The sequence below is a fragment of the Microbacterium sp. HJ5 genome (assembly GCF_054824025.1).
The window spans coordinates 26,689-49,858 of sequence record NZ_JSYE01000019.1; the positions used below are offsets into that span (position 1 = coordinate 26,689).

General features: G+C 71.5%; 21 protein-coding genes and 1 riboswitch. Of the genes, 9 read left to right on the forward strand and 12 right to left on the reverse strand.

The window, feature by feature from the left end; all coding sequences use genetic code 11:
* The 7 genes from OB08_RS10220 (at position 1) to OB08_RS10250 (ending at position 7,192) form a co-directional block, all read left to right on the forward strand.
* On the forward strand, positions 1–1,200 hold the full coding sequence (locus OB08_RS10220; RefSeq protein ID WP_461474358.1) for an ROK family transcriptional regulator: 1,200 nt from the start codon (positions 1–3) through the stop codon (positions 1,198–1,200).
* Positions 1,201–1,300: 100 nt separating this feature from the next.
* Positions 1,301–2,590 (forward strand): type 2 periplasmic-binding domain-containing protein, encoded by a 1,290-nt coding sequence (locus tag OB08_RS10225; RefSeq protein WP_461474360.1) that lies wholly within the window; start codon positions 1,301–1,303, stop codon positions 2,588–2,590.
* Between the two features lie 182 nt (positions 2,591–2,772).
* Complete coding sequence (locus tag OB08_RS10230; protein WP_461474362.1) at positions 2,773–3,750, forward strand: carbohydrate ABC transporter permease; 978 nt, start codon at positions 2,773–2,775, stop codon at positions 3,748–3,750.
* On the forward strand, positions 3,747–4,718 hold the full coding sequence (locus OB08_RS10235; RefSeq protein ID WP_461474364.1) for a carbohydrate ABC transporter permease: 972 nt from the start codon (positions 3,747–3,749) through the stop codon (positions 4,716–4,718). The genes OB08_RS10230 and OB08_RS10235 overlap by 4 nt, the downstream gene beginning before the upstream one ends.
* A 43-nt stretch (positions 4,719–4,761) precedes the next feature.
* Positions 4,762–5,688 (forward strand): ROK family protein, encoded by a 927-nt coding sequence (locus tag OB08_RS10240; RefSeq protein ID WP_461474366.1) that lies wholly within the window; start codon positions 4,762–4,764, stop codon positions 5,686–5,688.
* Positions 5,681–6,460 (forward strand): glucosamine-6-phosphate deaminase, encoded by a 780-nt coding sequence (locus OB08_RS10245; RefSeq protein ID WP_461474368.1) that lies wholly within the window; start codon positions 5,681–5,683, stop codon positions 6,458–6,460. The genes OB08_RS10240 and OB08_RS10245 overlap by 8 nt, the downstream gene beginning before the upstream one ends.
* 72 nt (positions 6,461–6,532) lie before the next feature.
* The gene (locus OB08_RS10250; protein ID WP_461474370.1) at positions 6,533–7,192 is read left to right on the forward strand and encodes a hypothetical protein; all 660 of its coding nucleotides are present in this window, start codon (positions 6,533–6,535) and stop codon (positions 7,190–7,192) included.
* A 13-nt stretch (positions 7,193–7,205) separates the two neighbouring features.
* On the opposite strand, the gene OB08_RS10255 is transcribed toward OB08_RS10250, so the two are convergent.
* The 5 genes from OB08_RS10255 to OB08_RS10275 all read right to left on the reverse strand — a co-directional run bounded on the left by OB08_RS10255 (position 7,206) and on the right by OB08_RS10275 (position 14,333).
* Positions 7,206–8,597 (reverse strand): FAD-binding oxidoreductase, encoded by a 1,392-nt coding sequence (locus tag OB08_RS10255; protein ID WP_461474372.1) that lies wholly within the window; start codon positions 8,595–8,597, stop codon positions 7,206–7,208.
* Positions 8,594–8,977, reverse strand: a complete 384-nt coding sequence (locus tag OB08_RS10260; RefSeq protein WP_461474374.1) for a YrdB family protein — start codon at positions 8,975–8,977, stop codon at positions 8,594–8,596. Before OB08_RS10260 ends, OB08_RS10255 begins: the two co-directional genes overlap by 4 nt.
* A gap of 58 nt (positions 8,978–9,035) precedes the next feature.
* Positions 9,036–11,249 (reverse strand): sigma-70 family RNA polymerase sigma factor, encoded by a 2,214-nt coding sequence (locus OB08_RS10265; protein ID WP_461474376.1) that lies wholly within the window; start codon positions 11,247–11,249, stop codon positions 9,036–9,038.
* Between the two features lie 445 nt (positions 11,250–11,694).
* Positions 11,695–12,822 carry an N-acetylglucosamine-6-phosphate deacetylase gene (gene nagA / locus OB08_RS10270; protein ID WP_461474378.1) on the reverse strand — a complete coding sequence of 376 codons (1,128 nt, stop codon included), beginning with the start codon at positions 12,820–12,822 and terminating at the stop codon, positions 11,695–11,697.
* A complete protein-coding gene (locus OB08_RS10275) occupies positions 12,819–14,333 on the reverse strand; it encodes a family 20 glycosylhydrolase (protein WP_461474558.1) in 1,515 nt (504 codons plus the stop codon). The genes nagA and OB08_RS10275 overlap by 4 nt, the downstream gene beginning before the upstream one ends.
* Positions 14,334–14,564: 231 nt before the next feature.
* A riboswitch (ZMP/ZTP riboswitch) is annotated at positions 14,565–14,649 on the forward strand.
* A gap of 54 nt (positions 14,650–14,703) precedes the next feature.
* Between OB08_RS10275 and glyA the strand changes: the two genes are divergently transcribed.
* Complete coding sequence (glyA, locus tag OB08_RS10280; protein WP_461474380.1) at positions 14,704–15,978, forward strand: serine hydroxymethyltransferase; 1,275 nt, start codon at positions 14,704–14,706, stop codon at positions 15,976–15,978.
* Positions 15,979–16,084: 106 nt separating this feature from the next.
* On the forward strand, positions 16,085–16,966 hold the full coding sequence (locus tag OB08_RS10285; protein ID WP_461474382.1) for a bifunctional methylenetetrahydrofolate dehydrogenase/methenyltetrahydrofolate cyclohydrolase: 882 nt from the start codon (positions 16,085–16,087) through the stop codon (positions 16,964–16,966).
* A gap of 136 nt (positions 16,967–17,102) precedes the next feature.
* On the opposite strand, the gene OB08_RS10290 is transcribed toward OB08_RS10285, so the two are convergent.
* From OB08_RS10290 to hpaD, 7 genes are all read right to left on the reverse strand, one after another.
* Complete coding sequence (locus OB08_RS10290; protein WP_461474384.1) at positions 17,103–18,173, reverse strand: RNA polymerase sigma factor; 1,071 nt, start codon at positions 18,171–18,173, stop codon at positions 17,103–17,105.
* The gene (locus OB08_RS10295) at positions 18,170–18,553 is read right to left on the reverse strand and encodes a YciI family protein (protein ID WP_461474386.1); all 384 of its coding nucleotides are present in this window, start codon (positions 18,551–18,553) and stop codon (positions 18,170–18,172) included. Before OB08_RS10295 ends, OB08_RS10290 begins: the two co-directional genes overlap by 4 nt.
* 79 nt (positions 18,554–18,632) lie before the next feature.
* Positions 18,633–19,199 carry a hypothetical protein gene (locus OB08_RS10300; RefSeq protein ID WP_461474388.1) on the reverse strand — a complete coding sequence of 189 codons (567 nt, stop codon included), beginning with the start codon at positions 19,197–19,199 and terminating at the stop codon, positions 18,633–18,635.
* 82 nt (positions 19,200–19,281) lie between these two features.
* Complete coding sequence (locus OB08_RS10305) at positions 19,282–20,079, reverse strand: transglutaminase-like domain-containing protein (protein ID WP_461474389.1); 798 nt, start codon at positions 20,077–20,079, stop codon at positions 19,282–19,284.
* Positions 20,080–20,267: 188 nt separating this feature from the next.
* Positions 20,268–21,068: an HpcH/HpaI aldolase family protein gene (locus OB08_RS10310; RefSeq protein ID WP_461474391.1), complete on the reverse strand. Its 801-nt coding sequence runs from the start codon at positions 21,066–21,068 to the stop codon at positions 20,268–20,270.
* Positions 21,053–21,838: a 2-keto-4-pentenoate hydratase gene (locus tag OB08_RS10315; RefSeq protein WP_461474393.1), complete on the reverse strand. Its 786-nt coding sequence runs from the start codon at positions 21,836–21,838 to the stop codon at positions 21,053–21,055. The genes OB08_RS10310 and OB08_RS10315 overlap by 16 nt, the downstream gene beginning before the upstream one ends.
* 135 nt (positions 21,839–21,973) lie before the next feature.
* A complete protein-coding gene (hpaD, locus tag OB08_RS10320; protein ID WP_461474395.1) occupies positions 21,974–23,134 on the reverse strand; it encodes a 3,4-dihydroxyphenylacetate 2,3-dioxygenase in 1,161 nt (386 codons plus the stop codon).
* Between the last annotated feature and the right edge of the window lie 36 nt (positions 23,135–23,170).

Sequence of the window (23,170 nt, forward strand, 5' to 3'; positions counted from 1 at the left end):
ATGTCTGCATCGGAAGTGCAGCGCGGCTCTTCCACCATCGAGTCGCCGCACCCCTCAGGAAACGCGAACGGCCGCGGCTTCGGCTCCGGGCGTGCGCTCCGCCAGGGCGGCAAGGTGCTCCCCGAGCACGCTCGCGGTCACAACCGCGCCCTCGTGCTGCAGACCCTCTTCCACCAGGGAGCGATGAGCCGCGCCGATCTCTCGCGGGAGACCGGTCTGACCCGCGTCACGATCTCCGATCTCGTCGCCGAGCTGATCGCCGACGGCTTCGTCGCCGAGATCGGCGTGCGCGAGGCCTCCGGCCCCGGCAAGCCCGCGATCCTGGTCGACCTCGACCGCGCCGGCCACCGCATCGTCGGCATCGACCTGTCCGGCAGCGACACCTTCATCGGCGCCGTGCTGACGCTCGACGGCGACATCGTCGCGCGTCGCGAGGTGCCTCTCCCGCCCGCCGGCGATGTCGTCGCGACGGTCGTCGAGCTCGCGCGGGTCCTGGTCGAGGACTCCCATGCTCCCGTGCTCGGCATCGGCGTCGGCACCCCCGGCGTCGTGGACGACCGTGGCGTGATCCTCACCGCGCCGAACTTCGGCTGGGCCGGGTTCGACCTCGAGGGAGCGCTGCAGAACGCGCTCGGCCTGCCGGTGCTCGTCGCGAACGACGCGAACGCCGCGGTGCTGGCCGAGTACACCTTCGGCGGAGCGGGCGACGACGTGCTGCTGGTCAAGGTCGGCCGAGGCGTCGGCTCCGGTCTTCTCGCGGGGGGTCAGCCGATGCGCGGCAGCCGCTTCGCGGCGGGCGAGATCGGCCACGTGACGGTCGGCACGGACGGCGGCCCGGTGTGCGGCTGCGGCAAGGTCGGATGCCTCGAGGCCTGGCTGTCGGTGCCTTCCCTGACGTCGCGGCTGGCCGCGGCATCCGCTCCCCACGATCGCGAGGGGATCCTCCGCGATGCGGGGGAGCGCCTGGGGATCGCCCTCGCGCCCGTCGTGGGCGTGCTCGATCTGTCGGAGATCGTGCTCTCCGGCCCCACCGAACTTCTCGACGGACCACTCGCGGAAGCGACCGTCGAGACCCTCCGCACCCGGACGCTGGCGCAGTTCCACGACAGCATCCGGCTGCGGATGACGGAGCAAGGCCAGGACATCGTCCTGCGCGGCGCCGCCGTCATGGTCCTGTCGGGACAACTCGGGGTGTCGTAGCGACGAACGCTGCCTCCGGATCACCCGGACCCCACAACCCCCCCGGATGGGTCACCCGGCCCTTCCACATCACCAAGAGAACAACACGAAGGAAGACACCATGAACAAGAAGCTCGGAGCCCTCGCGCTCGTCGGCGCTTCGGCTGTCGTTCTGGCCGGCTGTGCGGGTGGCGGCGAAGCGGCCGCACCCAGCGAGGCCGCAACCGGCGACCTCACCGTGTGGCTGGTCGGCACCGACACGCCGCAGACCGCTCGCGACTACCTCAAGGAGACCTTCGAGGACGAGAACGACGGCTGGACCCTCACCATCGAGGAGAAGACCTGGGCGGACGTCTCCGACACGTACGAGGCCGCGCTGTCGTCGAACGACGCTCCCGACGTCGTCGAGGTCGGCAACACACAGGCCATCGGCTTCGCCGACAAGGGCCTGTTCCTCGACATCTCCGACATTCAGGAAGACCTCGGCGGCGATGACCTGCTGCCCGGTCTCGTCGAGGCGGGCACGTACGACGGCTCGCTGTGGGCCGCGCCGTACTACGCCGGTGGCCGCGTCGTCTTCTACACGCCGCAGATCGTCGGCGACACCGTTCCCGAGACTCTCGAGGACTACGTCGCACAGGGCACGGAGCTGACCACCGCGACGGTCTCGGGCATCTACGCCCCGGGTCGCGACTGGTACAACGCGCTTCCCTACGTGTGGGCCAACGGCGGCGAGATCGCCGTGCAGGACGGCGACGTCTGGGACGCGCAGTTCGCCAGCGACGAGAGCGTCAAGGGCCTCGAGATGCTGCAGGACGTCTACGAGAACGCGACGGTCGCGCCGGTCGACGGCAACGAGCGCCTCGGCAACATCGCGTTCTGCGCGGGCGAGGTCGGCTTCCTCTCGACCCCGGCGTGGGCCGAGGGCAACCTGACCGGTGCCTGGCCGTGGGGTGACGAGGCGGCGGGTGAAGAGGTGTCCAACGGATGCCCCGACACCTACGCCAAGGACCTCGGCGCGTTCGCGCTCCCCGGCCTCGAGTCGGGCGAGACCGCTCCGATCTTCGCCGGTGGCTCCAACGTCGCCGTCGCGTTCAAGAGCGACGCCCAGGGCAAGGCGAAGGCCGCGCTCGAGATCATGCTCTCGTCGGGTTACCAGGAGCTGCTCGCGGCTCAGGGTCTCGTCCCGGGCATCAAGTCGGCCGCTTCGGCGCTGCCCGACACCGAGTCGGCCAAGGCTCAGGCCGCGGCGCTCGCCAACTCGAAGTTCACTCCGGCCAGCCCGAACTGGGGCGAGGTCGAGGCGGCTCAGATCATCCCCGACGCGCTGGTCCGCATCGCCCAGGGCGAGGACGTGAAGACCGTCGCCGAGGAGCTCGACACGCAGATCGAGGACATCCTCAACAAGTAGGTCCCCCCGGAGGTGAGGGGTCCCGGTTTATTCCCGGGCCGGGACCCCGACACCCGGACCGAGCACTCGGTCGGATGCAGGACGCGAGCCCTGCGCCCGACCCGGAGAGCGGTCCTCTTCGCACCACCGCTTCGCCGGACACCTCGTCGTGCCCGGCCGCAACACCCCAGAGAGGAGACGACATGAGCGACACCGCAACCGCGGCCCGCCCCGCCGCGAAGCCGCGACGCCAGGATCCCCGCCCACCCGTCTCACGGGAGAAGGCGCGCGCCCGCCGCGACGCCCGCAGCGCCTGGACGCTGCTCGCGCCCTCCCTCATCATCCTCGGCGTCATGGTCGCCTACCCGGCCGTGCTCATGGTGATCCAGTCGTTCACCGACTACACCGTGCGCAACAAGGTGCAGGGCACGATGCCGAACTTCGTCGGCTTCGAGAACTACCTCGAGCTCTTCCAGCAGTCCGAGTTCCCGGCCGTGCTGCTGCGCAGCCTCGCGCTCATGGTGGTCATGACCGCGTTCATCATGCTGTTCGGCGTGACGATCGCCGTGCTCATGACCCGGCTCAGCCGCGCGTGGCGGATCACGGTCTCGATCGGACTGCTGCTCGCATGGGCCATGCCGCCGCTCACGGCGACGGTTGTATGGGGCTGGATCTTCGACACCCAGTACGGCCTGGTCAACTGGGCGCTGAACACCATCACCGGCACCGACGACTGGACCAACCACTCGTGGCTGCTCAACCCGTTCTCGTTCTTCTTCGTGCTGACGATCATCGTCGTGTGGCAGGGCGTGCCGTTCGTCGCGTTCACCACCTATGCGGGCCTCGGCCAGGTGCCCGCCGAAGTGCTCGAGGCTTCTTCGCTCGACGGCGCCAACGGCTGGAAGCGGTTCTGGAACATCGTGTTCCCCTACCTGCGCAGCATCCTGACCGTCGTGCTCGTCCTTCAGATCATCTGGAACCTGCGCATCTTCACCCAGGTGTACGCGCTCCAGAGCCGCGGCGGCATCGCCCGCGACACGAACGTGCTGGGCACCTTCCTGTTCCGTCAGGGGCCCGGAGAGGTCGCCTTCACCGCGGCGATCGGCGTCGTGATGGTGGTGCTGCTGCTCATCCTCTCGTGGGGATACGTGCGCACCACGCTCAAGGAGGAGGAATCGTGAGCACCCAGGTCAGCACCGGCACCCAGCTCGGCATCGTCGGCGTCGACGAGGTGCTCGGCGAGGTCGGCAACGCCAAGACCCCCAAGCGGCGCTCGATCGACGTCCGCCGCCCTTCGCCCAAGCGCGTCATCACGAGGACGTTCCTCAACATCGCGGCGCTCATCGTCTTCGTGGTGTCGGTCTTCCCCGTCTACTACATGGTGAACCTGTCGTTCACGCAGAACTCCAAGATCATCAGCCGCGAGCCGAGTCTCTTCCCGTTCGACTTCACGTTCAGCAACTACCGTTCCGCGTGGGGGCGAGAGGCGGCGCCCGGCCAGACGGACTTCGCGCACGCTCTGCCGACGACGCTCACGGTGACCGCCGGCGTCCTCATCGTGACGCTGCTGTTCGCGTTCCTCGCGTCGATCGCGCTCGCGCGCTTCCGGTTCCGCGGACGCTGGACCTTCATCGTGGCCGTGCTCGTCGTGCAGATGATCCCCGGCGAGGCGATGATGTTCACGATCTACGGCATGATCGACGACTGGCGCCTCATGAACACCCTGCTGGGCCTCGGCATCGTCTACGTCGCCGCGGTGGTGCCGTTCACGATCTGGACGCTGCGCGGCTTCGTCGCCGGCGTGCCCGCCGACCTCGAGGAGGCGGCAATGATCGACGGCTGCACCAAGTCGCAGGCGTTCTGGAAGGTCACCTTCCCGCTCCTCGCACCGGGTCTGGTCGCGACCGGCATCTTCGCCTTCATCCAGGCGTGGAACGAGTTCACGATGGCGCTCCTGTTCATGCGGGGCTACAACCTCACCCTCATGCCCTGGCTCAACGCCTTCCAGTCATCGTCGGTCGGCGGCGCGGTCAACTGGGGCGCCGTCATGGCCGGCTCCACGATGATCGCGATCCCCGTCGTCATCTTCTTCCTCATCGTGCAGGGCCGCATGGCCGGCGGCCTCGTGTCGGGGGCGGTCAAGGGCTGATGCGCGCGGTGCACAGGACCGTCTTCCGCGGGGAGACGGGTCGATGAAGGTCGGACTCGACGTCGGAGGCACGAAGACCGACGCCGTCGCGGTCGACGCGGCCGGCACGGTCATCGGGCGCGTCCGCCTCGCGACGGGATGGGGACCGGATGCCGTCACGGCGACCGTCCTCGATGCGGTGAGCACCCTCGGGCGCGAGGCCGGGGTCGACGTCTCGTCCATCCGCTCGGTCGGCATCGGCATCCCGGGCCAGATCGAGCCGGGGACGGGCCGCGTGGTCCACGCCGTCAACCTGGGTGTCGAGGAGCTCGACCTCGTCGCGGCGACGGCCCCGCGCCTCGGAGTGCCGGTCGGCGTCGAGAACGACGTGAAGGCGGCGGCGCTCGGCGCCTTCGCCCTGCACGGCGGATCCGGCTCGATGGGCTACCTCAACCTGGGCACGGGCATCGCCGCCGGGATCGTCGTCGAGGGCGTCCTGTGGCGCGGTGCGCGCGGGACGGCCGGCGAGGTCGGCCACATCTCGGTCGACCCGAACGGCCCGCTGTGCCGCTGCGGGCAGCACGGCTGCATCGAGGCCCTTGCGGGCGGCGGAGCGATCGCCGAGCGCTGGGGCCGTGCCGCTGCCCTTCCGGTGCGCGACGTGTTCGACGCCGCGGATGCCGGCGACCCGGTCGCTCGCGAGCTGCGCGCCGGGATGGCGCGCGGCGTCGCGTCGGCGATCCGCGTGCTGGTGCTCACCGCGGACGTCGACACCGTGGTGCTCGGCGGGGGAGTGACCGCGCTCGGCGACCGCCTGCTGGCGGACGTGTCGGCCGAGCTCGCCGCGAGCGCCGAGGCCTCGCCGTTCATGCGCTCGCTGCGGCTGGAGGAGCGCGTCGAACTGCTGCCTGCAGGCTCGCCCGCGGCGGCGCTCGGCGCCGCTCTCATCGGAGCGGCACGCGACGCCGAGGGGGCGCTCGCGCATGGCTGAGATCGTCATCGTCCGCGACGAGGCGGAGGCCGGCGCGGCCGTCGCCGACGAGATCGTGCGACTGATCCGCGCGAATCCCGAGACCGTGCTGGGGCTCGCGACCGGTTCGACGCCCATTCCGGTGTACGAGGCCCTGCGCTCGCGGACGACCGATCTCGATGTGTCCCGCGTGCGGGGCTTCGCCCTCGACGAGTACGTGGGACTCGATCCCACTCATCCGGAGAGCTACCGCTCGGTCATCACGCGCGAGGTCGTCGAGCCGCTCGGCCTCGACCCCGCCCGCATCCGGGTCCCCGACGGTTCGCTCGAGGGCATCGAGCACGCCGGCGACGACTACGAGCGCGCGATCGCCGAAGCGGGCGGCGTCGATCTCCAGATCCTGGGGATCGGCACGGACGGGCACATCGGCTTCAACGAGCCGGGCTCGTCGTTCGCGTCGCTGACGAGGGTGAAGACCCTCACCGAGCAGACCCGCGAAGACAACGCGCGTTTCTTCGACAGCATCCACGACGTGCCCCGCCACTGCATCACCCAGGGCCTCGGCACGATCATGCGGGCCCGCCACCTGGTGATGCTGGCGTTCGGAGCGGGCAAGGCCGACGCCGTGGCGGCCGCCGTCGAGGGCCCGCTGACCGCGTCGCTGCCGGGTTCCGCGATCCAGCTCCATCCGCACGTCACCGTCTTCCTCGACGAGGCCGCCGCGGGATCGCTCGCGCACGCCGACTACTACCGCTATGCCTTCGCGAACAAGCCAGACTGGCAGGGCATCTGAGGGGTCCGGCGGGTTCTCCACAGCGTGCGGCGCCCGACGGCGGGGGCGGAGCCGCCCGGTTAGGCTGACGCCATGACGGATGCCTCGGCCACCGCTGTCCGGGATGCCAGGCTGGCCTGGATCATCGGCGGCTCGCTCTTCATCGGGTACGGCGTGCTGCTGCTCGCGCTCGGCGCGATGACGGGTGCTGCGGTGCCCGGCAGCGGCGCGATCGCGAGCGCGGTGTGGGCGGGCGGATTCCTCGTCTTCGCCTTCGGCGTCCGCAGGTCCGGAAGCGTCGTCGATCGACAGCCGGTCGGTGTCGCCGCAATGGTCGTGGCGGGGGTGCTGCCCGTGCTGTCGACCGTGCTGTGGTGGATCCTGCCCGCCCCGGCCATCGATTCGGCCGTGCTGATCATGATCGGCCAAGGACTCGCGGTGCTCATGCTGGCATCGCTCCTCGTCGCCACGATCACGATCGGCCGGTCGGCAGCGCTGCCGCAGCGGGTCCGCTGGCTGCCGCTCATCGCCTTCGCCGTCGTGTCGGCGGCGCAGATCCTGGGTCAATTCGTACCATCGGCCACCTCCTTGCCCGCCGAGGCGATGATCGGCCTGTATTTCGGCAGCGTCTTGCTGACTCCGCTGGCATTGCTGCTGCTCGGCATCCTGGCCATCGTCCTCGCGCCGCGCGAGGCGCCGGCCGCCCCCGTCGACCGCACCGTGCCTGTCTACGGGCCGCCGCCGGCGGACTGACGCCGGGGCGCGATCAGTCGCCGAAGACCTTGCCCGGATTGAGGATCCCGAGCGGGTCGAACTGGCGCATGATGCGGCGCTGAAGCTCCCACTGGTCGTCGCCGAGCTCGTCGGCGAGCCACCGGCGTTTGAGCACGCCCACACCGTGCTCGCCGGTGAGCGTTCCTCCCAGGCGCAGGGCCGCCCGGAACAGGTCGTCCGCCGCTGCCCAGACGTGATCCGGCACCTCCACGATGCCGTCGGGGTCGGGCTGCGCGTCGAAGACGAAGTTCGGGTGCAGGTTGCCGTCGCCCGCGTGCGCGACGGTGGGGATGACGACCCCGTGGTCGCGTTCGATGCGCGCGATCTCGTCGAACATCGCCGGGAGGGCGCTGCGCGGCACCGAGACGTCCTCGATGAGCGTCGTCCCGAGCGTCTCCATCGCGGGGTGCATGGAACGGCGGATCGTGAGCAGGCGCTCGCCCTCGGCGCGGTCGTGAGACACCGCGACGGTGCCTCCCGTTGCTTCGAGGATCGCCCCGATCGTGTCGGCCTCGGCGGCCGCTGCCGGCCCGTCGGTCTGGATCGTCAGCTGCGCTGCGCCGGGAGTCGGCGCATCCAGCGCCAGCAGCGCGTGGACGGCGGCGAGGGACGCGGCATCCATCAACTCCATGATCGCCGGCTGCCCGCCGGACGCCGTCACGGCGGCGGATGCCTCGGCGGCCGCCCGCACGCCGGGAAAGGTCGCGGCGATGGTGCACACCTCGCCCGGCACGAGTCGCCGCAGCTTGAGCGTGGCGCCCACGATGACGCCGATCGTTCCCTCCGAGCCGATGACGAGGGACGTGAGGTCGAGACCCGTGACCCCCTTCACCGTGCGGTGCCCGAGATGCAGCAGGCGGCCGTCGGCGAGGACGAGGTCGACGCCGAGGACCGCGTCGCGCACGACGCCGTACTTCGCGCAGAGCAGCCCTCCGGCGCCGGTCGCGATGTTGCCGCCGACCGTGGAGATGGCGCGGCTCGCAGGATCGGGCGCCCACCAGAGTCCCTGCGCGGCCAGGACGGCGTTGAGGTCGGCATTGATGATCCCGGGCTCGACGACGGCGAGGAGGTCGTCGGGACGGATCTCGAGGATGCGGTCCATCGCGCGCACAGACAGCGCGATCTCGCCGCCCCCGGCGTTCGCCCCGCCGGCGAGGCCGGTGCCCGCTCCCCGCGTCACGACAGGGGTTCGCGTGGCGGTGGCGATGCGCAGGGTCTCCTGGACGTCGGCGATCGATGCGGCATGCACGACGGCGAGAGGAGTGCCGGATGCCGCGTGCCCCGACTTGTCGGCACGCGCGCGCCGTCGCGACTCGAGGGTCACGTCGACCCGCTCTCCGAGGGCGTCGCGCAGCAGCGCCACGGCCTCGGAGGGATCGGTCATGCGAAGCGGCGCCGGCCGGCGATGACGCCGATGGTCACGGCGACCACGCCGAACACGAGTCCGATCCAGGCCTGCCCCATGCTCCACCAGGCGATGGTGGCCGACGCGTAGACGAGAAGCTCGACGAAGGCGCGCACGAAGGGGTGCACCGAGAAGACGGCGCGGGGGGAGACGAAGAGGGCCCACACCACGATCGCGAGAACGGGCGCGCCGATGCCGGCGACGATGTTCCAGGGGAAGGGCCATGAGGCGAAGCCCCAGATCGCCAGGGTCGCGAAGGCGAACAGTTCGCACAGGAAGGCGAGGATGTCGATCGCCGACAGCGGCGCGCGTGTGCCCGGCGCGGGCTCGGCGGACGCGGGGCGGGCGGAGTCGGACATGGCTCCAGTTTAGGCGCCGGGTGGGCGCGTCCGATGCGCCGGCCGGAGCCGGCGGACGTCAGAGAAGCTCGCTGATGCGGTGGCTCGCCACCTGGCCGCCCTGCGCGCCGGCCACGTAGCGGAACTCGACGCGGCTGTCGGCCGCGACCTCCTGGCTGCTCGGGTGCACGATGAGGGTCGCGGACCCGCCCACACCGATGGTCGCGCTCGCGCGCACGGAGCCGCGGATCCGCGCCTGGACGGTCGCCCCCGCCGGTCCCTGCAGGGTGATCTCGATCGTCGTCGCGCCGTCGGCGGCGATCGAAGTGCTGGACACGATCGACGGGATCACGGCCGGCTCGCTCGCCCCGCCCCCGGTGCCCCCGTTGCCGGTGCCTCCGTTGCCGTTGCCGGTGCCGCCGTTGCCGTTGCCGTTGCCGTTGCCGTTGCCGGTGTTGCCGTTGCCGCTGTTTCCGCCGGCGTTCCCGGACCCGCCGAGCGCGCCGTTGCCGTTCGCCGCACCGTTGCCCGGGGTGCCGCTTCCCGCTCCTCCGCCGACCGGGTTCGCGTTGCCTGCGTTCGCGTTACCCGTGTTGCCGGCGTTCGCGTTTCCGGTGTTCGCGTTCCCCGCGTTTCCGGTGTTCGTGTTCCCCGTGTTCCCGTTCCCCGTGTTCCCGGTGTTCGCGTTTCCCGGGTTCCCGTTCCCCGTGCCGGCGTTCACGTTCCCGGTGTTCCCGGTGTTCCCTGTGCCGGCAGTGCCTCCGGGGGCGTTGCCGTGGCCGGCGTTGCCGCCCTGCACGGGCGCGGCGTCGCCGCCGCCGTTGCCGACGGGTGCCGTGCCGCCGTTCCCCGCGCCGGGCTCTTGCTCTGCGGCCGAACCGCCCGCGTTCTCGTTTCCGTTGTTGGAGCCGCCCTGCTCGGCGCGCGGAGACGGATCAGCGCCCTCGGACTTCGCACCGGGCTCCTCCGCCGGAAGCGTCGGGATGTCGGAGGGCGACGGGCCATCGGCCGCGCTCAGAGCGACCGCGGCCTCGGGCATGCTCTCGAGCGGAGGAATCGGCTCGTCGGTCGCGCGGACGGCCGAAGACGATGACACGCGCTCGGCGAGGTCCGTCTCGGCGGGGGCGGGAAGCGCGACGGCGGCGACCGTGCCGGCGACCACGAGCCCGGCGGCTGCCAGTCCTGCGACGCCCGCGCTGACCACGCCGCTCGTCGCGACGGTCGCCGTCGTGACCGCGGCCACTCCGGCGGCGCTCGCCGCGCTCGCTGTTCCGGCGACGGCAGCCCCCAGCGATCCGGCACCTGCCGTCGCTCCCGCACCGGCCGCGCCCGCCGTGCCGGCGCCCGCGCTCATGCCGGCGCCGACGAGGGCCGGGGAGCCCGCCGCTGTCGTGCCGGCACCGACCGTTCCGGCGGCTCCCGCGCCGCTGACGGCGCCCTGGAAGACGGACGACGGCATGGCGGCGAGGGCGACGACCGGAGCGCCGCCGCCTTGCAGCGACGCCAGATAGCCCGCGGTGCCGGCGATGCCGACGGTGATCGGGATGAGGACGAGCGCGAGACGGCTCGACACCTCTTTCGCCTCGCTCGCCACGATGGCGCAACGGGCGCAGCCGGCCAGGTGCGTCTCGAGCCGCGCACGATCACGGCGACCGATGTTGTTGCGCGAGTAGGCGCCCAGGCGCTCGATCGACCAGGCGCAGTCGGAGCCGTCGGCCACCGACCGCAGGTGCGCCTGGATCCACGCTTCGCGCAGGCCTTCGCGTGCGCGGAACGTCAGCTGCGCGACCGCCGTCGGCTTCATGCCGAGCAGCGGGGCGATCTCTGCCGGCTTCATGCCCTCGATCTCGGAGTACCAGAGGACCTCCTGCCAGCGAGTGGGCAGACTCCGGAACGCCTGGTGCGTGAGGCTGCGGTCGAGCGAGTCGGCGGTCGCCTGCTCGGTCGTGGCAGGGTCTTCCAGCGATTCGAGCTCGTCGATCGCGGTCTCGCGCCGGGCGCGTCCCCATCCGGCCGCCGTGTTGCGGATGCTGGTGAAGAGGTACGCGCGGAAGGATCCCGTCGGGCCGCCGCCCTTGAGGATCGACTGGTAGATCCTGGTGTACGCCTCTTGCACGAGATCGTCGGCGTCCGTGCCGGGAGACACGTTGCGCGCCACGGTGATCCCGGATCGGTAGTGACGACGCCAGAGTTCGCCGAAGGCACCTCGGTCGCCGGATCGCGTGCGCAGCACGAGGTCGGCGTCGCCGGGCTCGGTGAAGCCACCGGTCGTCGTGTCGTCCTGATCGGTCACGTCTCTCCCCGGGCGGCTGGGCGGTCGTGATCGCTCCCCAATGGCGACCCAGCCTGTGCGGAGCCGTGCTGGAACGGTCCGCAGGACCCATTCTCACCGCCGACCGGCGATTTGACCAGGGCTGTGCGCGAAGAGGCCATTCGCGCGCCTGCCGGGCCGGGCGAGGCATCCGTCGGGAAATTCTCGGGAACGCCGTAATAGAACCCGTGCGGGCACGTCTCATGGGTCAAGAGACGTTGCTCGTCAATGGTGGGGATCACGGCGAGCACGGCGAACGACAGACCATCGTCCGTTCGCCGGAGGCGGGGCTCGGTGGGAACTCGGGGGAGGGACCATCGACCCCCGCCCTACTCTCTCCTGCACCGGCCGTTGCCCCTGAAGGCAGCGGCCGCCTTGTCCTCCGCCCGCCGTGCGACACCCCGGGTTGTACGGCGGGCGGACCCGGTCAGACGGCCGCGCCGGCCGCCCAGACCCTCTGCACGCGCAGCCCGTCGTCGAGCAGCACGGCATCCGCGGGTGCGCCCGAGCGGAGCCGGCCGAGGTCCGGGCGTCCGACCACCCGTGCGGGCGTGGACGTGAGGGCACGCACGGCCGACGCGAGCGGCACGCCCGCCGCGACGACGCGGCGCAGCGCCTCGTCCTGGGTGAGCGTCGAGCCCGCGATCGTGTCTCCGTCGGCGAGCCGCGCCACGCCTCCGCGGACGGCGACGGCCAGCCCGCCCAGTTCGTAGTCGCCGTCATCCGAGCCGGCGGCAGCCATGGCGTCGGTGACGAGAGCCACCCGACCGTCGGCGGCGGCGAAGAGCACGCCGATCAGATCGAGGTCGACGTGCGTGCCGTCGGCGATCACCTCGAGGGTCACGCGCTCGTCGGCGAGCGCCGCGACGACGGGGCCGGGCTCCCGGTGATGGATGCCCGGCATGGCGTTGAACGCGTGGGTGAGAAGGGTCGCGCCCGCGTCGAAAGCCCGGCGGCACGTCGCCGCATCGGCATTCGTGTGCCCCACGGCGACGGTCGTGCCCGACGCGACGAACGCCGCGATCGCGGCGTCCGCTCCCGGCAGTTCCGGCGCGAAAGTCACCTGGCGGATGGTGCCGCGCCCCGCAGTGAGAAGGAGATCGACGGATGCCGCGTCCGGCGCCCGCAGGAGCCCTTCGGTGTGGGCGCCCTTGTGTCCGGGGTCGAGGAACGGCCCCTCGAGGTGCGACCCCAGGATCGTCGGGTCGCTCTCGACGAGGTCGGCGATCTGCGCGGCGCGCCGGGCGAGATCGTCGATCGACGCCGTGACGAGCGAGATCACCGCGTGCGTCGTGCCGTGGGCGAGGTGCAGGGCCCGGGCCGCGCGGATCGCGTCCGGGCCGTCGTCGTAGCTCGCGCCCCCGCCGCCGTGGCCGTGGATGTCGACGAACCCGGGGGTGAGGCATCCGTCACCGCCGTCGACGACCTCGTCGGCGGCCGGTCGCCCGTCGCCCACGCCGACGGCGCGCACGACGCCGTCGGCGAAGTGCACCCATGCGTCGTCCGTGATGCGGCCGTCGTCGACGAGCCGCACCGAGTGGACGACCGTGCTCACTCGGTGGCCCAGTCGATCTCGCCGCTCGGGTGGAAGCCGATGCCGAGGCTCGTCCACAGCGGGCCGAGCGCGCCGACGCGGGCGCGGAACGACTCCCACGTGCGCAGATCGCTCGCCCCGGTCGCGGGCGACCATGCCGCCTCGGCGGCCGCGGCGATCCGCGGGAAGGCCATGGTCTCGATGTCGTCGAGCGATCGCAGCGTCTCGCTCCAGAGGGGTGCCTCGACGCCGAGGATGTCGGCATCGTCGATGCCCGGGATCACCGTGGACGGCTCCCAGTCGTATGCGCGCTGCACGCTGGTCGGGCCGTTGGCCCACGACAGGCCGAGGTCGGGACCGGTCGGGTACTTCATGTCGAGGTAGATCGCGTCGGCGGGCGACAGGATCAGCTGCCCGCCGTTGGAGACGAATCCCCGCGCACGGTCGTCCATGCCGTCGGTCGGCGTCACGTAGCCCCAGTACTGCCCCACGGTCGCCCCGGCGAGGCCCCCCGCGTCGCCCGCCTCGTGCCACGCGACGGGCGTCTTGCCGAGGTCGGCGATGATCGTGCTCACGCGCGACACGAACAGGGCGAAGTCCTCCTCGGCGGTGCCGTGCGCCTCGTCGCCGCCCAGGTGAAGGTACGGGCCGGGGGTCATCCCCGCGAGCTCGCCGAACACGTCGGCCGCGAAGTCGTAGGTCGCCTCGTCGTGGATCTTCAGCGACGAGAACCCGACCTCGATCCCCAGGTAGGGCGTGCCGCTCTCGGGCAGCGCACCGCCGGTGGCCGCCGCGGTCTCGCGCATCGGGTCGGTGATGACCGGCTCCTCCGCGAGCTCGGGGTAGGCGAGTCCGATCGCGTGGGTGTGGCTCGGCATGTCGATCTCGGGCACGACGATCATGTGACGGGATGCCGCATACTCGACGATCTCGCGGTAGTCGTCCTTCGTGTAGAAGCCGCCCGGGTCGCCGCCGACGGCCGTCGACGAGGCGAGCGCGGTGAGCTCCGGCCGCGAGTGCAGCTCGATGCGCCATCCCTGGTCGTCGCTGAGGTGCAGGTGCAGGGCGTTGAGCTTGAGGCTCGCCGCGTGACCGATGTAGGCCTTGACCGTCTCGACGGGGTGGAAGTGGCGGGCGACGTCGAGCATGACGCCGCGGTAGGCGAAGCGCGGGGCGTCCTCGATCGAGACGGCCGGCACGACCCACGCGTCGCCGTCGCGGGCGAGCAGCTGGCCGAGGGTCTGCACGCCGTAGAAGAGTCCCGCAGCGTCGGCGCCCGTGACGGTGACGGATGCCTCGTCCGCCGTGAGCGCGTACGACTCGGCCGGGCCGCCTCCCTCGATGCGGAGGGCGATCACGGCACCATCGCCCCCGGTCGCGGGGGCCAGGCCGGTGCGGGCTTCGAGGAGAGCGGACAGGGCGGACGCGGCATCCGCTTCTCCTTCGATCCGCGTCGACGCGTCGAGGCGGAACGGCGCGCCGGTCGCCTGCTCGATGGCGGCGGGGGCGGGCACGACGGCGGGAAGGGGCACAGTGTCTCCATTCTGGGCGGCGGGGCTGCACCCCGCCAGCGACGCGGCGAGCACCGTGGCGGCGGCGATGGCCCGTCCTCGGCGACGATTCATGTAAAGAGTCCTAACAAAAGGTCTGGCACAAGCCTAGCGGCCGGACGTCGACCATCCAAGACTCGGCGGCCGCGCGCAGCCCACGGTCGCGTCACGGATGGTCACTGCGGGAGGCGCCGGCGGCGGCATCCGTTATGCTCGGGATGTCGCGACTGGCGTTGAGGTGGGTAACCACCGGGGAGCGACCGACTACGGCATTCGACCGCACGCCTGGGCCGATGTGTTTCCCGGCACCCCGTGCCGCGCACCCCCGAAAGCCGCAGTCAAGGAGATCGCCATGACCGATCAGTACTTCAACGCCCCGCTCGCCGAGGTCGACCCCGAGATCGCCCAGGTGCTCGAGCGCGAGCTCGACCGGCAGCGCGGCTACCTCGAGATGATCGCGTCCGAGAACTTCGTGCCCGTCTCGGTGCTGCAGTCGCAGGGCTCGGTGCTCACCAACAAGTACGCCGAGGGCTACCCGGGCCGCCGCTACTACGGCGGCTGCGAAGAGGTGGACGTCGCCGAAGAGCTGGCGATCGCCCGCGCGAAGGAGCTGTTCGGCGCGGAGTTCGCGAACGTCCAGCCGCACTCGGGCGCCACGGCGAACGCCGCCGTGCTGCACGCGATCGCCCGTCCCGGCGACACGCTGCTCGGCCTCTCGCTCGACCAGGGCGGCCACCTCACGCACGGCATGAAGATCAACTTCTCGGGTCGCCTCTACGACATCGTCGCCTACGGCGTCGACCCCGAGACGTCGACCATCGACATGGACGAGGTGCGCCGACTCGCCGTCGAGCACCAGCCCAAGGTCATCATCGCCGGCTGGTCGGCCTACCCGCGTCAGCTCGACTTCGCCGCGTTCCGCGCGATCGCCGACGAGGTCGGCGCGCAGCTGTGGGTCGACATGGCGCACTTCGCGGGCCTCGTGGCCGCGGGCCTCCACCCGAACCCCGTGCCGCACGCTCACGTCGTCTCGTCGACCGTGCACAAGACCATCGGCGGACCCCGCTCGGGCTTCATCCTCACCAACGACGCCGACATCGCCAAGAAGATCAACTCGGCCGTCTTCCCGGGTCAGCAGGGCGGCCCGCTCATGCACGTGATCGCCGCGAAGGCCACCGCGTTCAAGCTCGCCGGCACCCCGGAGTTCAAGGAGCGCCAGGAGCGGGTGCTGCGCGGCGCGCACCTCATCGCGGAGCGTCTGTCGCAGCAGGATGTGGCGGATGCCGGCATCACCGTCCGCTCGGGCGGCACCGACGTGCACCTCGTGCTCGTCGACCTGCGCAACGCCGAGATCGATGGCAAGCAGGCCGAGGACCTCCTCCACGAGATCCACATCACCGTCAACCGCAACGCCGTGCCCAACGACCCGCGTCCGCCGATGGTGACGTCGGGTCTGCGCATCGGCACCCCGGCGCTCGCGACCCGCGGCTTCGGCGACGCCGAGTTCACAGAGGTCGCCGACGTGATCGCGCTCGCGCTGCTGCCGGGCGCCGACGTCGAGGCGCTCCGCGCCCGCGTCGCCGCGCTGACCGCGGCGTTCCCGCTCTACCCCGGCCTGCAGCAGTAGTCCGCGGCATCCGTCGTCGGCGAGACAGGGGATCGCTGCCGAGGCAGGGGGCGATGCCCCTCGTGTCGGCGACATCCCCTGTCTCGATGAAGCTCGAGGAGAAGACATGACAGCTCAGAAGCTCGACGGCAAGGCCGCCGCGGCCGAGATCAAAGAGGAGTTGCGCGACCGCGTCGCCGCGCTGCGCGAGCGCGGCATCGTGCCGGGCATCGCGACCGTGCTCGTCGGCGCCGACCCCGCCTCGCAGCTGTACGTGGGCATGAAGCACCGCGAGTCCGAGTCGATCGGCATGAACTCGATCCAGCGGGAGTTGCCGGCGGATGCCACGCAGGCCGAGGTCGAGGCGCTGATCGACGAGCTCAACGCCGACCCGGACTGCCACGGGTACATCGTGCAGCTGCCGCTGCCGAAGCACATCGACACCGACGCGATCCTCGAGCGCATCGACCCCGCCAAGGACGCCGACGGCCTGCACCCGACGAACCTCGGGCGGCTGGTGCTGAACGTCAACACCCCGATCACGTCACCGTTGCCCTGCACCCCGCGCGGCGTCATCGAGCTGCTGCTCCGCAACGGCTACGACCTCCGCGGCAAGCACGTGGTCGTCGTCGGCCGCGGCGTCACGATCGGCCGCTCCATCGGCCTGCTGCTCACCCGGCGCGAGTACAACGCGACCGTCACGCTGACCCACACGGGCACCGCCGACCTCGCGCACCATCTGCGCCAGGCCGACGTGATCGTGGCGGCCGCGGGCGTCAAGCACATCGTGCGCGCCGAGGACGTCAAGCCCGGCGCGGCCGTGCTCGACGTGGGCGTGACGCGCGAGGTCGACCCCGAGACAGGCAAGTCCAAAGTCCACGGCGACGTCGCGCCCGACGTGGCGGAGGTCGCCGGATTCCTGTCGCCGAACCCCGGCGGCGTGGGGCCGATGACCGTCGCGCTGCTCATGACCAACGTCGTCGAGGCCGCGGAGCGCGTCGCGGGCTGAGCAGGCTCAGGCGTCGAGCACGCGCGGGCGCGCTCGGGCTCAGGCTCGGGCGCGCTGCGGCTTCCGGTCGCCGCGGCGTAAGGCGTGGGGAACGGCGGCGGGCTGACGCCCGCCGCGTGCTCACCCGACGCGCGCTCTACGTGCGCTGCGCCCGTTCGTCCCCGCCGGCGCGGGCCTCGACCGCTGCCAGGGCGGCCCGGGCGCCGGTGGTCGGCGCGATCGCGACGAGCCCGCGGTAGAGCGTCACGAGCGCGTCGACGTCGAGCTCGCCGGTGCGGGCCCGGTCGCAGTGCACCGCCTGGATCGCGGCCTCCAGCTGGAAGCGCCCGAGCGGGGCGCCCAGCGCCGACGCGCGCCGCAGCAGCGCGGCCGCCTCGGCGATCATCGCGCGATCCCACAGCGCGGGGTCCTGCGCGTCGAGCGGCGGCCATGGGGCGGTCGCCCGCGCGCCGGCGCGCGACTGCGCGTACGTCAAGAGGGCGGCCAGCCCCCACGCCTCCGGCTCGTCGTCGAGGAGGCTCGCCAGCAGCACGGCCAGCCAGCGCGCCTCGTCGGCCAGCGAGGCGCGGGGGTCGTCGCCCTGGTCGAGCCAGTCGATCGCGTACGCGCCGTAGATCGCCTCGAGCACGGCGGGGAGCCGCGAGGGCATGTCGGCGCGCGTCGGCACGGCGAACGGGATGCCGGCGTCGCGGATGCGCCGCTTCGCCCGGACCAGGCGCTGGGCCATCGTCGCGGGCGGCACGTCGAATGCGCTCGCGACCTCGACGGCGTCGAATCCGAGCACGGTCTGGAGCATCAGCGGAGCGCGCACCGCCGCGTCGATCGCCGGGTGCCCGCAGGCGAAGAGCAGCTCGAGGCGCTTGTCGGGAATCGTGTCCTGCCCGGCGATGACGTCGGCGACGTCGAGCACCCGCTCATCGGCGAGGGCGTCGGCCACTGCGTCGTCGAGCGGCACACCGGTGCGGCGCGCGGCCGAGCCGAGCTGATCGCGCAGGCGGTTGCGGGCCACGGTGAGGAGCCACCCTTCGGGATTGGACGGGATGCCGGCATCCGGCCATGTCTGGAGAGCGCGCTCGAACGCGTCGGCCAGTGCATCCTCGGCGAGCGCGACGTCGCGCGTGCCGGCGGCGAGGAGAGCCAGGAGATGGCCGTACGAGGTGCGAGCCGCTCGCTCGGCGGCCGCCCGCACCTCGTCGGCGGAGGTCATCGGTGCGTGAAGGAGGTCCACGCGCCGTCGACGAAGCGCGTCGCGGTCGGGCGGATCTCGACGGTGCCCCAGCTGATCGACGGAGCCTTACCGGCCCACGCGATGGCGGCGTCGAGATCGTCGACCTCGATCACGAACGTGCCGCCGAGCTGTTCCTTCGTGTCGGCGAACGGGCCGTCCTGCACCCGCAACGTGCCGTCCGGCGCGGTGACGGACGTGGTGACCGCGGACGGCTGGAGCACTTCCGCCGACTGGAGGACGCCGGCGGCCTCGAGCGCCTTGGCGTAGTCGTCGAACTCGCGCATGCCTTCGGCGAGGGCTTCGGGGCCTAGGTCGTCGGCGGTCATCTCGGGGTAGTGGAGGAGGAGCGTGTACCGCATGATGTCGTCCTTTCGTCAGTGCTGCGACACCACGATGACGATCGAGGGCGCCGCCGATCGACAGCCCGGGGCGATCGGCTCAGCTCTTTCCGAGTTCGTCGAGCATCCGCCGCTGCTCCTCGGTGAGGCCGTCGTTCAGCTCGCGGCGGCCCGCTGCCTCTTCGGGGGTCGGGATGCGGGGCCCGTCGGCGCTCGCCGGCGTCGACGCCCTGCCGCCCGAGGCTCTGTCGTACAGCGTCCCCGCGTGGGCCTCGACCTTGTCGTCGACGGCGTCGTAGATCGCCCAGCCGATCAGCAGGATGATCGGCGGCAGCACGTAGCCCCAGAACGCGCCGAAGAAGCCGCCGCCGATGGAGACGCCGGAGAGCCACACCGTGACGATCCACACGAGGAACGCGACAGCGAAGGCGAGGAGCGCTTCGATGACCTTCTCACCCGCCTTGGTGCGCTGGTGGGCTGACTTCGCCGCCATCGAGCGGAACCATTTGTGCACGGCCGGCTTGATCCAGATCACCAGCGCCGTGAGGATGATGCCCGCCCACAGCGCCGACCAGCCGACGCGCGCGGGCGTCAGGAACCCGATGACGAGCAGCACCACGATGTTGAAGACCAGCAGCGACGCGAAACGCACGATCCACTTCTTCATGGGATCACTGTGCCACGTCGGGGGCGCGGCCGGGGCGCGGCGGACGGGCGCGGTCGTCGGGCGCGGTCGCGGGGCGCGGTCTTCAGGAGATCGAGACGAGCTGCGTGATGTCGTCGTGGGGCAGCACGTCGGCCGTCGCGGTCACCTCGACGTCGACGAGGTCGGCCCGGCCGGACATCACCGTGAGGAACGCCGTGTCGGCGGCATCCCTCCCCGTCGCGATGCGCACGAGCGACGACCGCGGCGCGAGGGTGGTGGCGTCGACGGCGCACCAGGCGTCGTCGATCCACGCCTCGGCCACCGCGTGGAAATCCATGGGCATGACCCCCGGGGCATACACCGCGGCCATGCGCGCCGGCACGCCCATGCCGCGCAGGAGGGCCACGCACAGATGCGCGTAGTCGCGGCAGACGCCCTGCCGCGCGAGGAGGGTGCGGGTCGCCCCGTCCGTCGGCAGTGACGAGCCCGAGACGTACCGCAGCCGGGTGCCGACCCACGACGACACCGACGCGAGGAGCTCGGCCGGGTCGTCGATGCCGGCGAACTCGCCGGCGGCGGTCGGTGCGAGGGCGTCGGACTCGGCATAGCGGCTGGGACGGCTGTAGATGAGAAGGTCGGCCTCGCTCGCATCCGCCGTCGGAGCCTCACCGTCGATGTGCGCGGTGTACGAGACGGTCAGCCGACCGGTGCCCGAGCTCAACCGGTGCTGGCGCGTGCCGTGCGCGTCGGAGACGACGTGCCAATCGAGCGATTCGCCGTCGAGGTCGGCGGTGAAGCTCTCGTCGGACGTCGCGTACTGGTCGGCGGCGGCGATCGCGAACACCAGGTCGGCGGGCTCGGTCACGTCGAGGACGATCCGGCTCGAGACATCCCTCTGCATGTGTTCAGGGTGCCACGTCCACGCTCGCGCCCGTCAGCCCTTGACACGCGCGTCGCCCCGGCACGCCCGCCGGGGCGCTGACGCCGTGCGTCGACGCTGAGCGCGCCACTTTCCTGCGACTGCGGCGTCGATCGGCGCAGCGGTCGCAGGATAGCGCAGCAGTCGCGGGCGTTGCGGGGCTCGCAGTCTCAGTACGAGGAGCGGGTGGTGCCGGATGCCTCGCCCCATCGCTCCGCCAGCGCTTCCGAGCCGCGGGCGAGCAGCGCCACGTCGGCGCCGACCAGCACGAAGGCCGCGCCCGCGTCGAGGTAGGACTGCGCCGCAGCGGGGTCGAAGGCGTTCACCCCGACGGGCTTGCCGGCGTCACGCACCGCCTCGAACGCCCGCACGACGGCGGCCACCACGTCGGGATGCGTCTGCTGCCCGAGCAGGCCCATCGACGCGGCGAGGTCGCTCGGTCCGACGAACACCCCGTCGATGCCGTCGACCGCGGCGATCTCGGCCGCGGCCTCGACGCCTTCGACGGTCTCGATCTGGACGAACAGCGAGACGTGGTCGTCGGCGTGCGCGAGGTAGTCGTCGACGCGGTTCCAGCGAGCGGAGCGGGCGAGGGCCGACCCCACGCCGCGTCGGCCGCGCGGGGGATACCGCACGGCCTCGACCAGCGCGCCGGCCTCGGAAGCCGAGGACACCATGGGCACGAGGATGTTCTGCGCACCGAGGTCGAGCACCTGCTTGAGCGTGACGACGTCGCCGATCGGCACCCGCACGACGGGTGTCACCGAGTAGGCGGCCACCGCCTGCAGCTGCGCGAGCACCGATTCCAGGCCGTTGGGGGAGTGCTCCATGTCGATCAGCAGCCAGTCGAGACCGGCGCCGGCGCAGATCTCCGCGACGAGCGGCGAGCCGGAGCACACCCACATCCCTGCCAGCGGGCGGTCGGCGCCCGCGAGCGCCTCGCGGAAGGTCGGGCTCAGACGAAGCGGCATTCGATCACTCCCATGGGTCCGTAGTCGCACCTGACGCTATCGCCCCGGCTCACCCACATGGGGCGGGTGAACGAGCCGGCGAGGATGATCTCGCCGGCCTCGAGCCGCGCGCCGTGCTGGTGGAACTTGTTCGCGAGCCATGCGACGCCCGTGGCCGGGTGCCCGAGCACTCCCGCGGCGACGCCCGTCTCCTCGATCTCGCCGTTGCGGCTCAGCACGCCGGGCACCCACCGCAGGTCGATCTCGTCGGGACTCTTGCGCACGTCGCCGAGCACCATTGCCCCGTAGGCGGCGTTGTCGGCGATCGTGTCGACGATCGTGCGCCCCTCGAGCTCGATGTGGGAGTTCAGCACCTCGAGGGCGGGGACGGCGTACTCGATCGCGTCGAGCGCGCTCTCGAGCGAGGCATCCGGACCCTCGAGCGGCTTCGCGAGCACGAACGCGAGCTCGACTTCGATGCGCACGTTGGAGAACAGCGACACCGGGATCTCGGAGCCCGTCTCGTAGACCGTGTCGTCGAACATCACGCCGTAGTCCGGTTCGGTGATGCCCGTCGCCTGCTGCATCGCCTTCGAGGTCAGGCCGATCTTGCGGCCGACGAGGCGACGCCCAGCGGCGATCATGCGGTCGCGCCACACCCCCTGGATCGCGTACGAGTCCTCGACGGTCGCGTCCGGGTAGCGGGCGGTGATGCGCGGGATCACGCCGTGCGCGCGGTCGGCCTCGGCCAGTTCGTCCGCGATCGCGGCGATGTCGTCGGGGTGCAGCATCCGTCCTCCGTTTCGTGTCCCACTTTCTGTCGTTTGGTCGGCCCCGAGCGACAGGAAGTGGGACACACCTTCCATTCGGTGTCCCACTTTCTGTCGTCTGAGCGGACCCCGGGCGACAGAAAGTGGGACATGGGCCTACAGCTGGTGGCCGAGCTTGTACTCGCCCTGCTTGTACTCCGGCATCGAGTCCTCGCCGGGGCGCGTGTACGAGAAGCCGTCGGCGCCGATCGTCACGGCCATCTCCGACGAGTCGGTGCGCGCGACGACGGGCTTCGGGTTGCCGTCGAGGTCGAGCACGAGGGACGCCTCGGTGTACCACGACGGCACGACGGGGTTGCCCCACCAGTCGCGCCGCTGGTTGTCGTGGACGTCCCACGTGATGACCGGGTTGTCGGGGTCGCCGGTGTAGTAGTCCTGCGTGTAGATCTCGACGCGGTGGCCGTCGGGGTCGCGCAGGTACAGGTAGAACGCGTTCGAGACGCCGTGGCGGCCGGGGCCGCGCTCGATCGCGTCGGAGCGGCGCAGCGCGCCGAGCTTGTCGCAGATCGCGAGGATGTTGTGCTTCTCGTGCGTGGCGAAGGCGACGTGGTGCATGCGCGGGCCGTCGCCGCCGGTCATCGCGGTGTCGTGCACGGTGGGCTTGCGGCGCATCCACGCGGCATAGACGGTGCCCTCGTCGTCCTGGATGTCCTCGGTCACGCGGAACCCGAGGTCCTGCATGAACGCGACCGCGCGCGGCACGTCGGGCGTGACCTGGTTGAAGTGGTCGAGGCGCACGAGCTCGCCGGGCGTGTGCAGGTCGTAGCGCCACGCGAGCCGCTCGACGTGCTCGGTCTGGAAGAAGAACTCGTACGGGAACCCGAGCGGGTCCTCGACGCGCACCGAGTCGCCGATGCCCTTGGTGAACCCGTCCGCGCGGCGCTCGACGCGGCATCCGAGCTCCTGGTAGAAGGCGACCGCCTTGTCGAGGTCCTCGGCGGTGCGCACGCGGTACGAGAACGCGGCGACCGCCGCCACGTCGCCCTGGCGCAGCACGAGGTTGTGGTGGATGAACTCCTCCGTCGAGCGGAGGTAGATCGCCGAGCCGTCCTCCTCGGTGACGTAGAGGCCGAGCACGTCGACGTAGAACTCGCGCGACGCCGCGAGGTCGGTCACGACGAGCTCCATGTAGGCGCAGCGCAGGATGTCGGGCGCCGGGCTCGTGGGCGTCGGCACCGGGTTGTCGGTGCGGATCGGCGCCTCCTGGCTCACGTAGAAGCCCGAGGAGGTGAGGGTCATGTCGTCACGGTGGGTCATGTCGCGTCCTTGCGTGGGATCGAGGGATCGGATGCC

Excerpts from the sequence above, each read along its gene's own strand:
- OB08_RS10315 (WP_461474393.1), bottom strand. The coding sequence starts at position 21,838 with ATGCTGCACCCCGACGACATCGCCGCGATCGCGGACGAACTGGCCGAG.
- OB08_RS10245 (WP_461474368.1), top strand. The coding sequence starts at position 5,681 with ATGGCTGAGATCGTCATCGTCCGCGACGAGGCGGAGGCCGGCGCGGCC.
- OB08_RS10305 (WP_461474389.1), bottom strand. The coding sequence starts at position 20,079 with ATGCAGAGGGATGTCTCGAGCCGGATCGTCCTCGACGTGACCGAGCCC.
- OB08_RS10260 (WP_461474374.1), bottom strand. The coding sequence starts at position 8,977 with ATGTCCGACTCCGCCCGCCCCGCGTCCGCCGAGCCCGCGCCGGGCACA.
- OB08_RS10295 (WP_461474386.1), bottom strand. The coding sequence starts at position 18,553 with ATGCGGTACACGCTCCTCCTCCACTACCCCGAGATGACCGCCGACGAC.
- hpaD (WP_461474395.1), bottom strand. The coding sequence starts at position 23,134 with ATGACCCACCGTGACGACATGACCCTCACCTCCTCGGGCTTCTACGTG.
- OB08_RS10290 (WP_461474384.1), bottom strand. The coding sequence starts at position 18,173 with ATGACCTCCGCCGACGAGGTGCGGGCGGCCGCCGAGCGAGCGGCTCGC.
- OB08_RS10220 (WP_461474358.1), top strand. The coding sequence starts at position 1 with ATGTCTGCATCGGAAGTGCAGCGCGGCTCTTCCACCATCGAGTCGCCG.
- OB08_RS10285 (WP_461474382.1), top strand. The coding sequence starts at position 16,085 with ATGACAGCTCAGAAGCTCGACGGCAAGGCCGCCGCGGCCGAGATCAAA.
- OB08_RS10230 (WP_461474362.1), top strand. The coding sequence starts at position 2,773 with ATGAGCGACACCGCAACCGCGGCCCGCCCCGCCGCGAAGCCGCGACGC.
- OB08_RS10240 (WP_461474366.1), top strand. The coding sequence starts at position 4,762 with ATGAAGGTCGGACTCGACGTCGGAGGCACGAAGACCGACGCCGTCGCG.
- OB08_RS10310 (WP_461474391.1), bottom strand. The coding sequence starts at position 21,068 with ATGCCGCTTCGTCTGAGCCCGACCTTCCGCGAGGCGCTCGCGGGCGCC.
- OB08_RS10255 (WP_461474372.1), bottom strand. The coding sequence starts at position 8,597 with ATGACCGATCCCTCCGAGGCCGTGGCGCTGCTGCGCGACGCCCTCGGA.
- OB08_RS10250 (WP_461474370.1), top strand. The coding sequence starts at position 6,533 with ATGACGGATGCCTCGGCCACCGCTGTCCGGGATGCCAGGCTGGCCTGG.
- glyA (WP_461474380.1), top strand. The coding sequence starts at position 14,704 with ATGACCGATCAGTACTTCAACGCCCCGCTCGCCGAGGTCGACCCCGAG.
- OB08_RS10225 (WP_461474360.1), top strand. The coding sequence starts at position 1,301 with ATGAACAAGAAGCTCGGAGCCCTCGCGCTCGTCGGCGCTTCGGCTGTC.
- OB08_RS10300 (WP_461474388.1), bottom strand. The coding sequence starts at position 19,199 with ATGAAGAAGTGGATCGTGCGTTTCGCGTCGCTGCTGGTCTTCAACATC.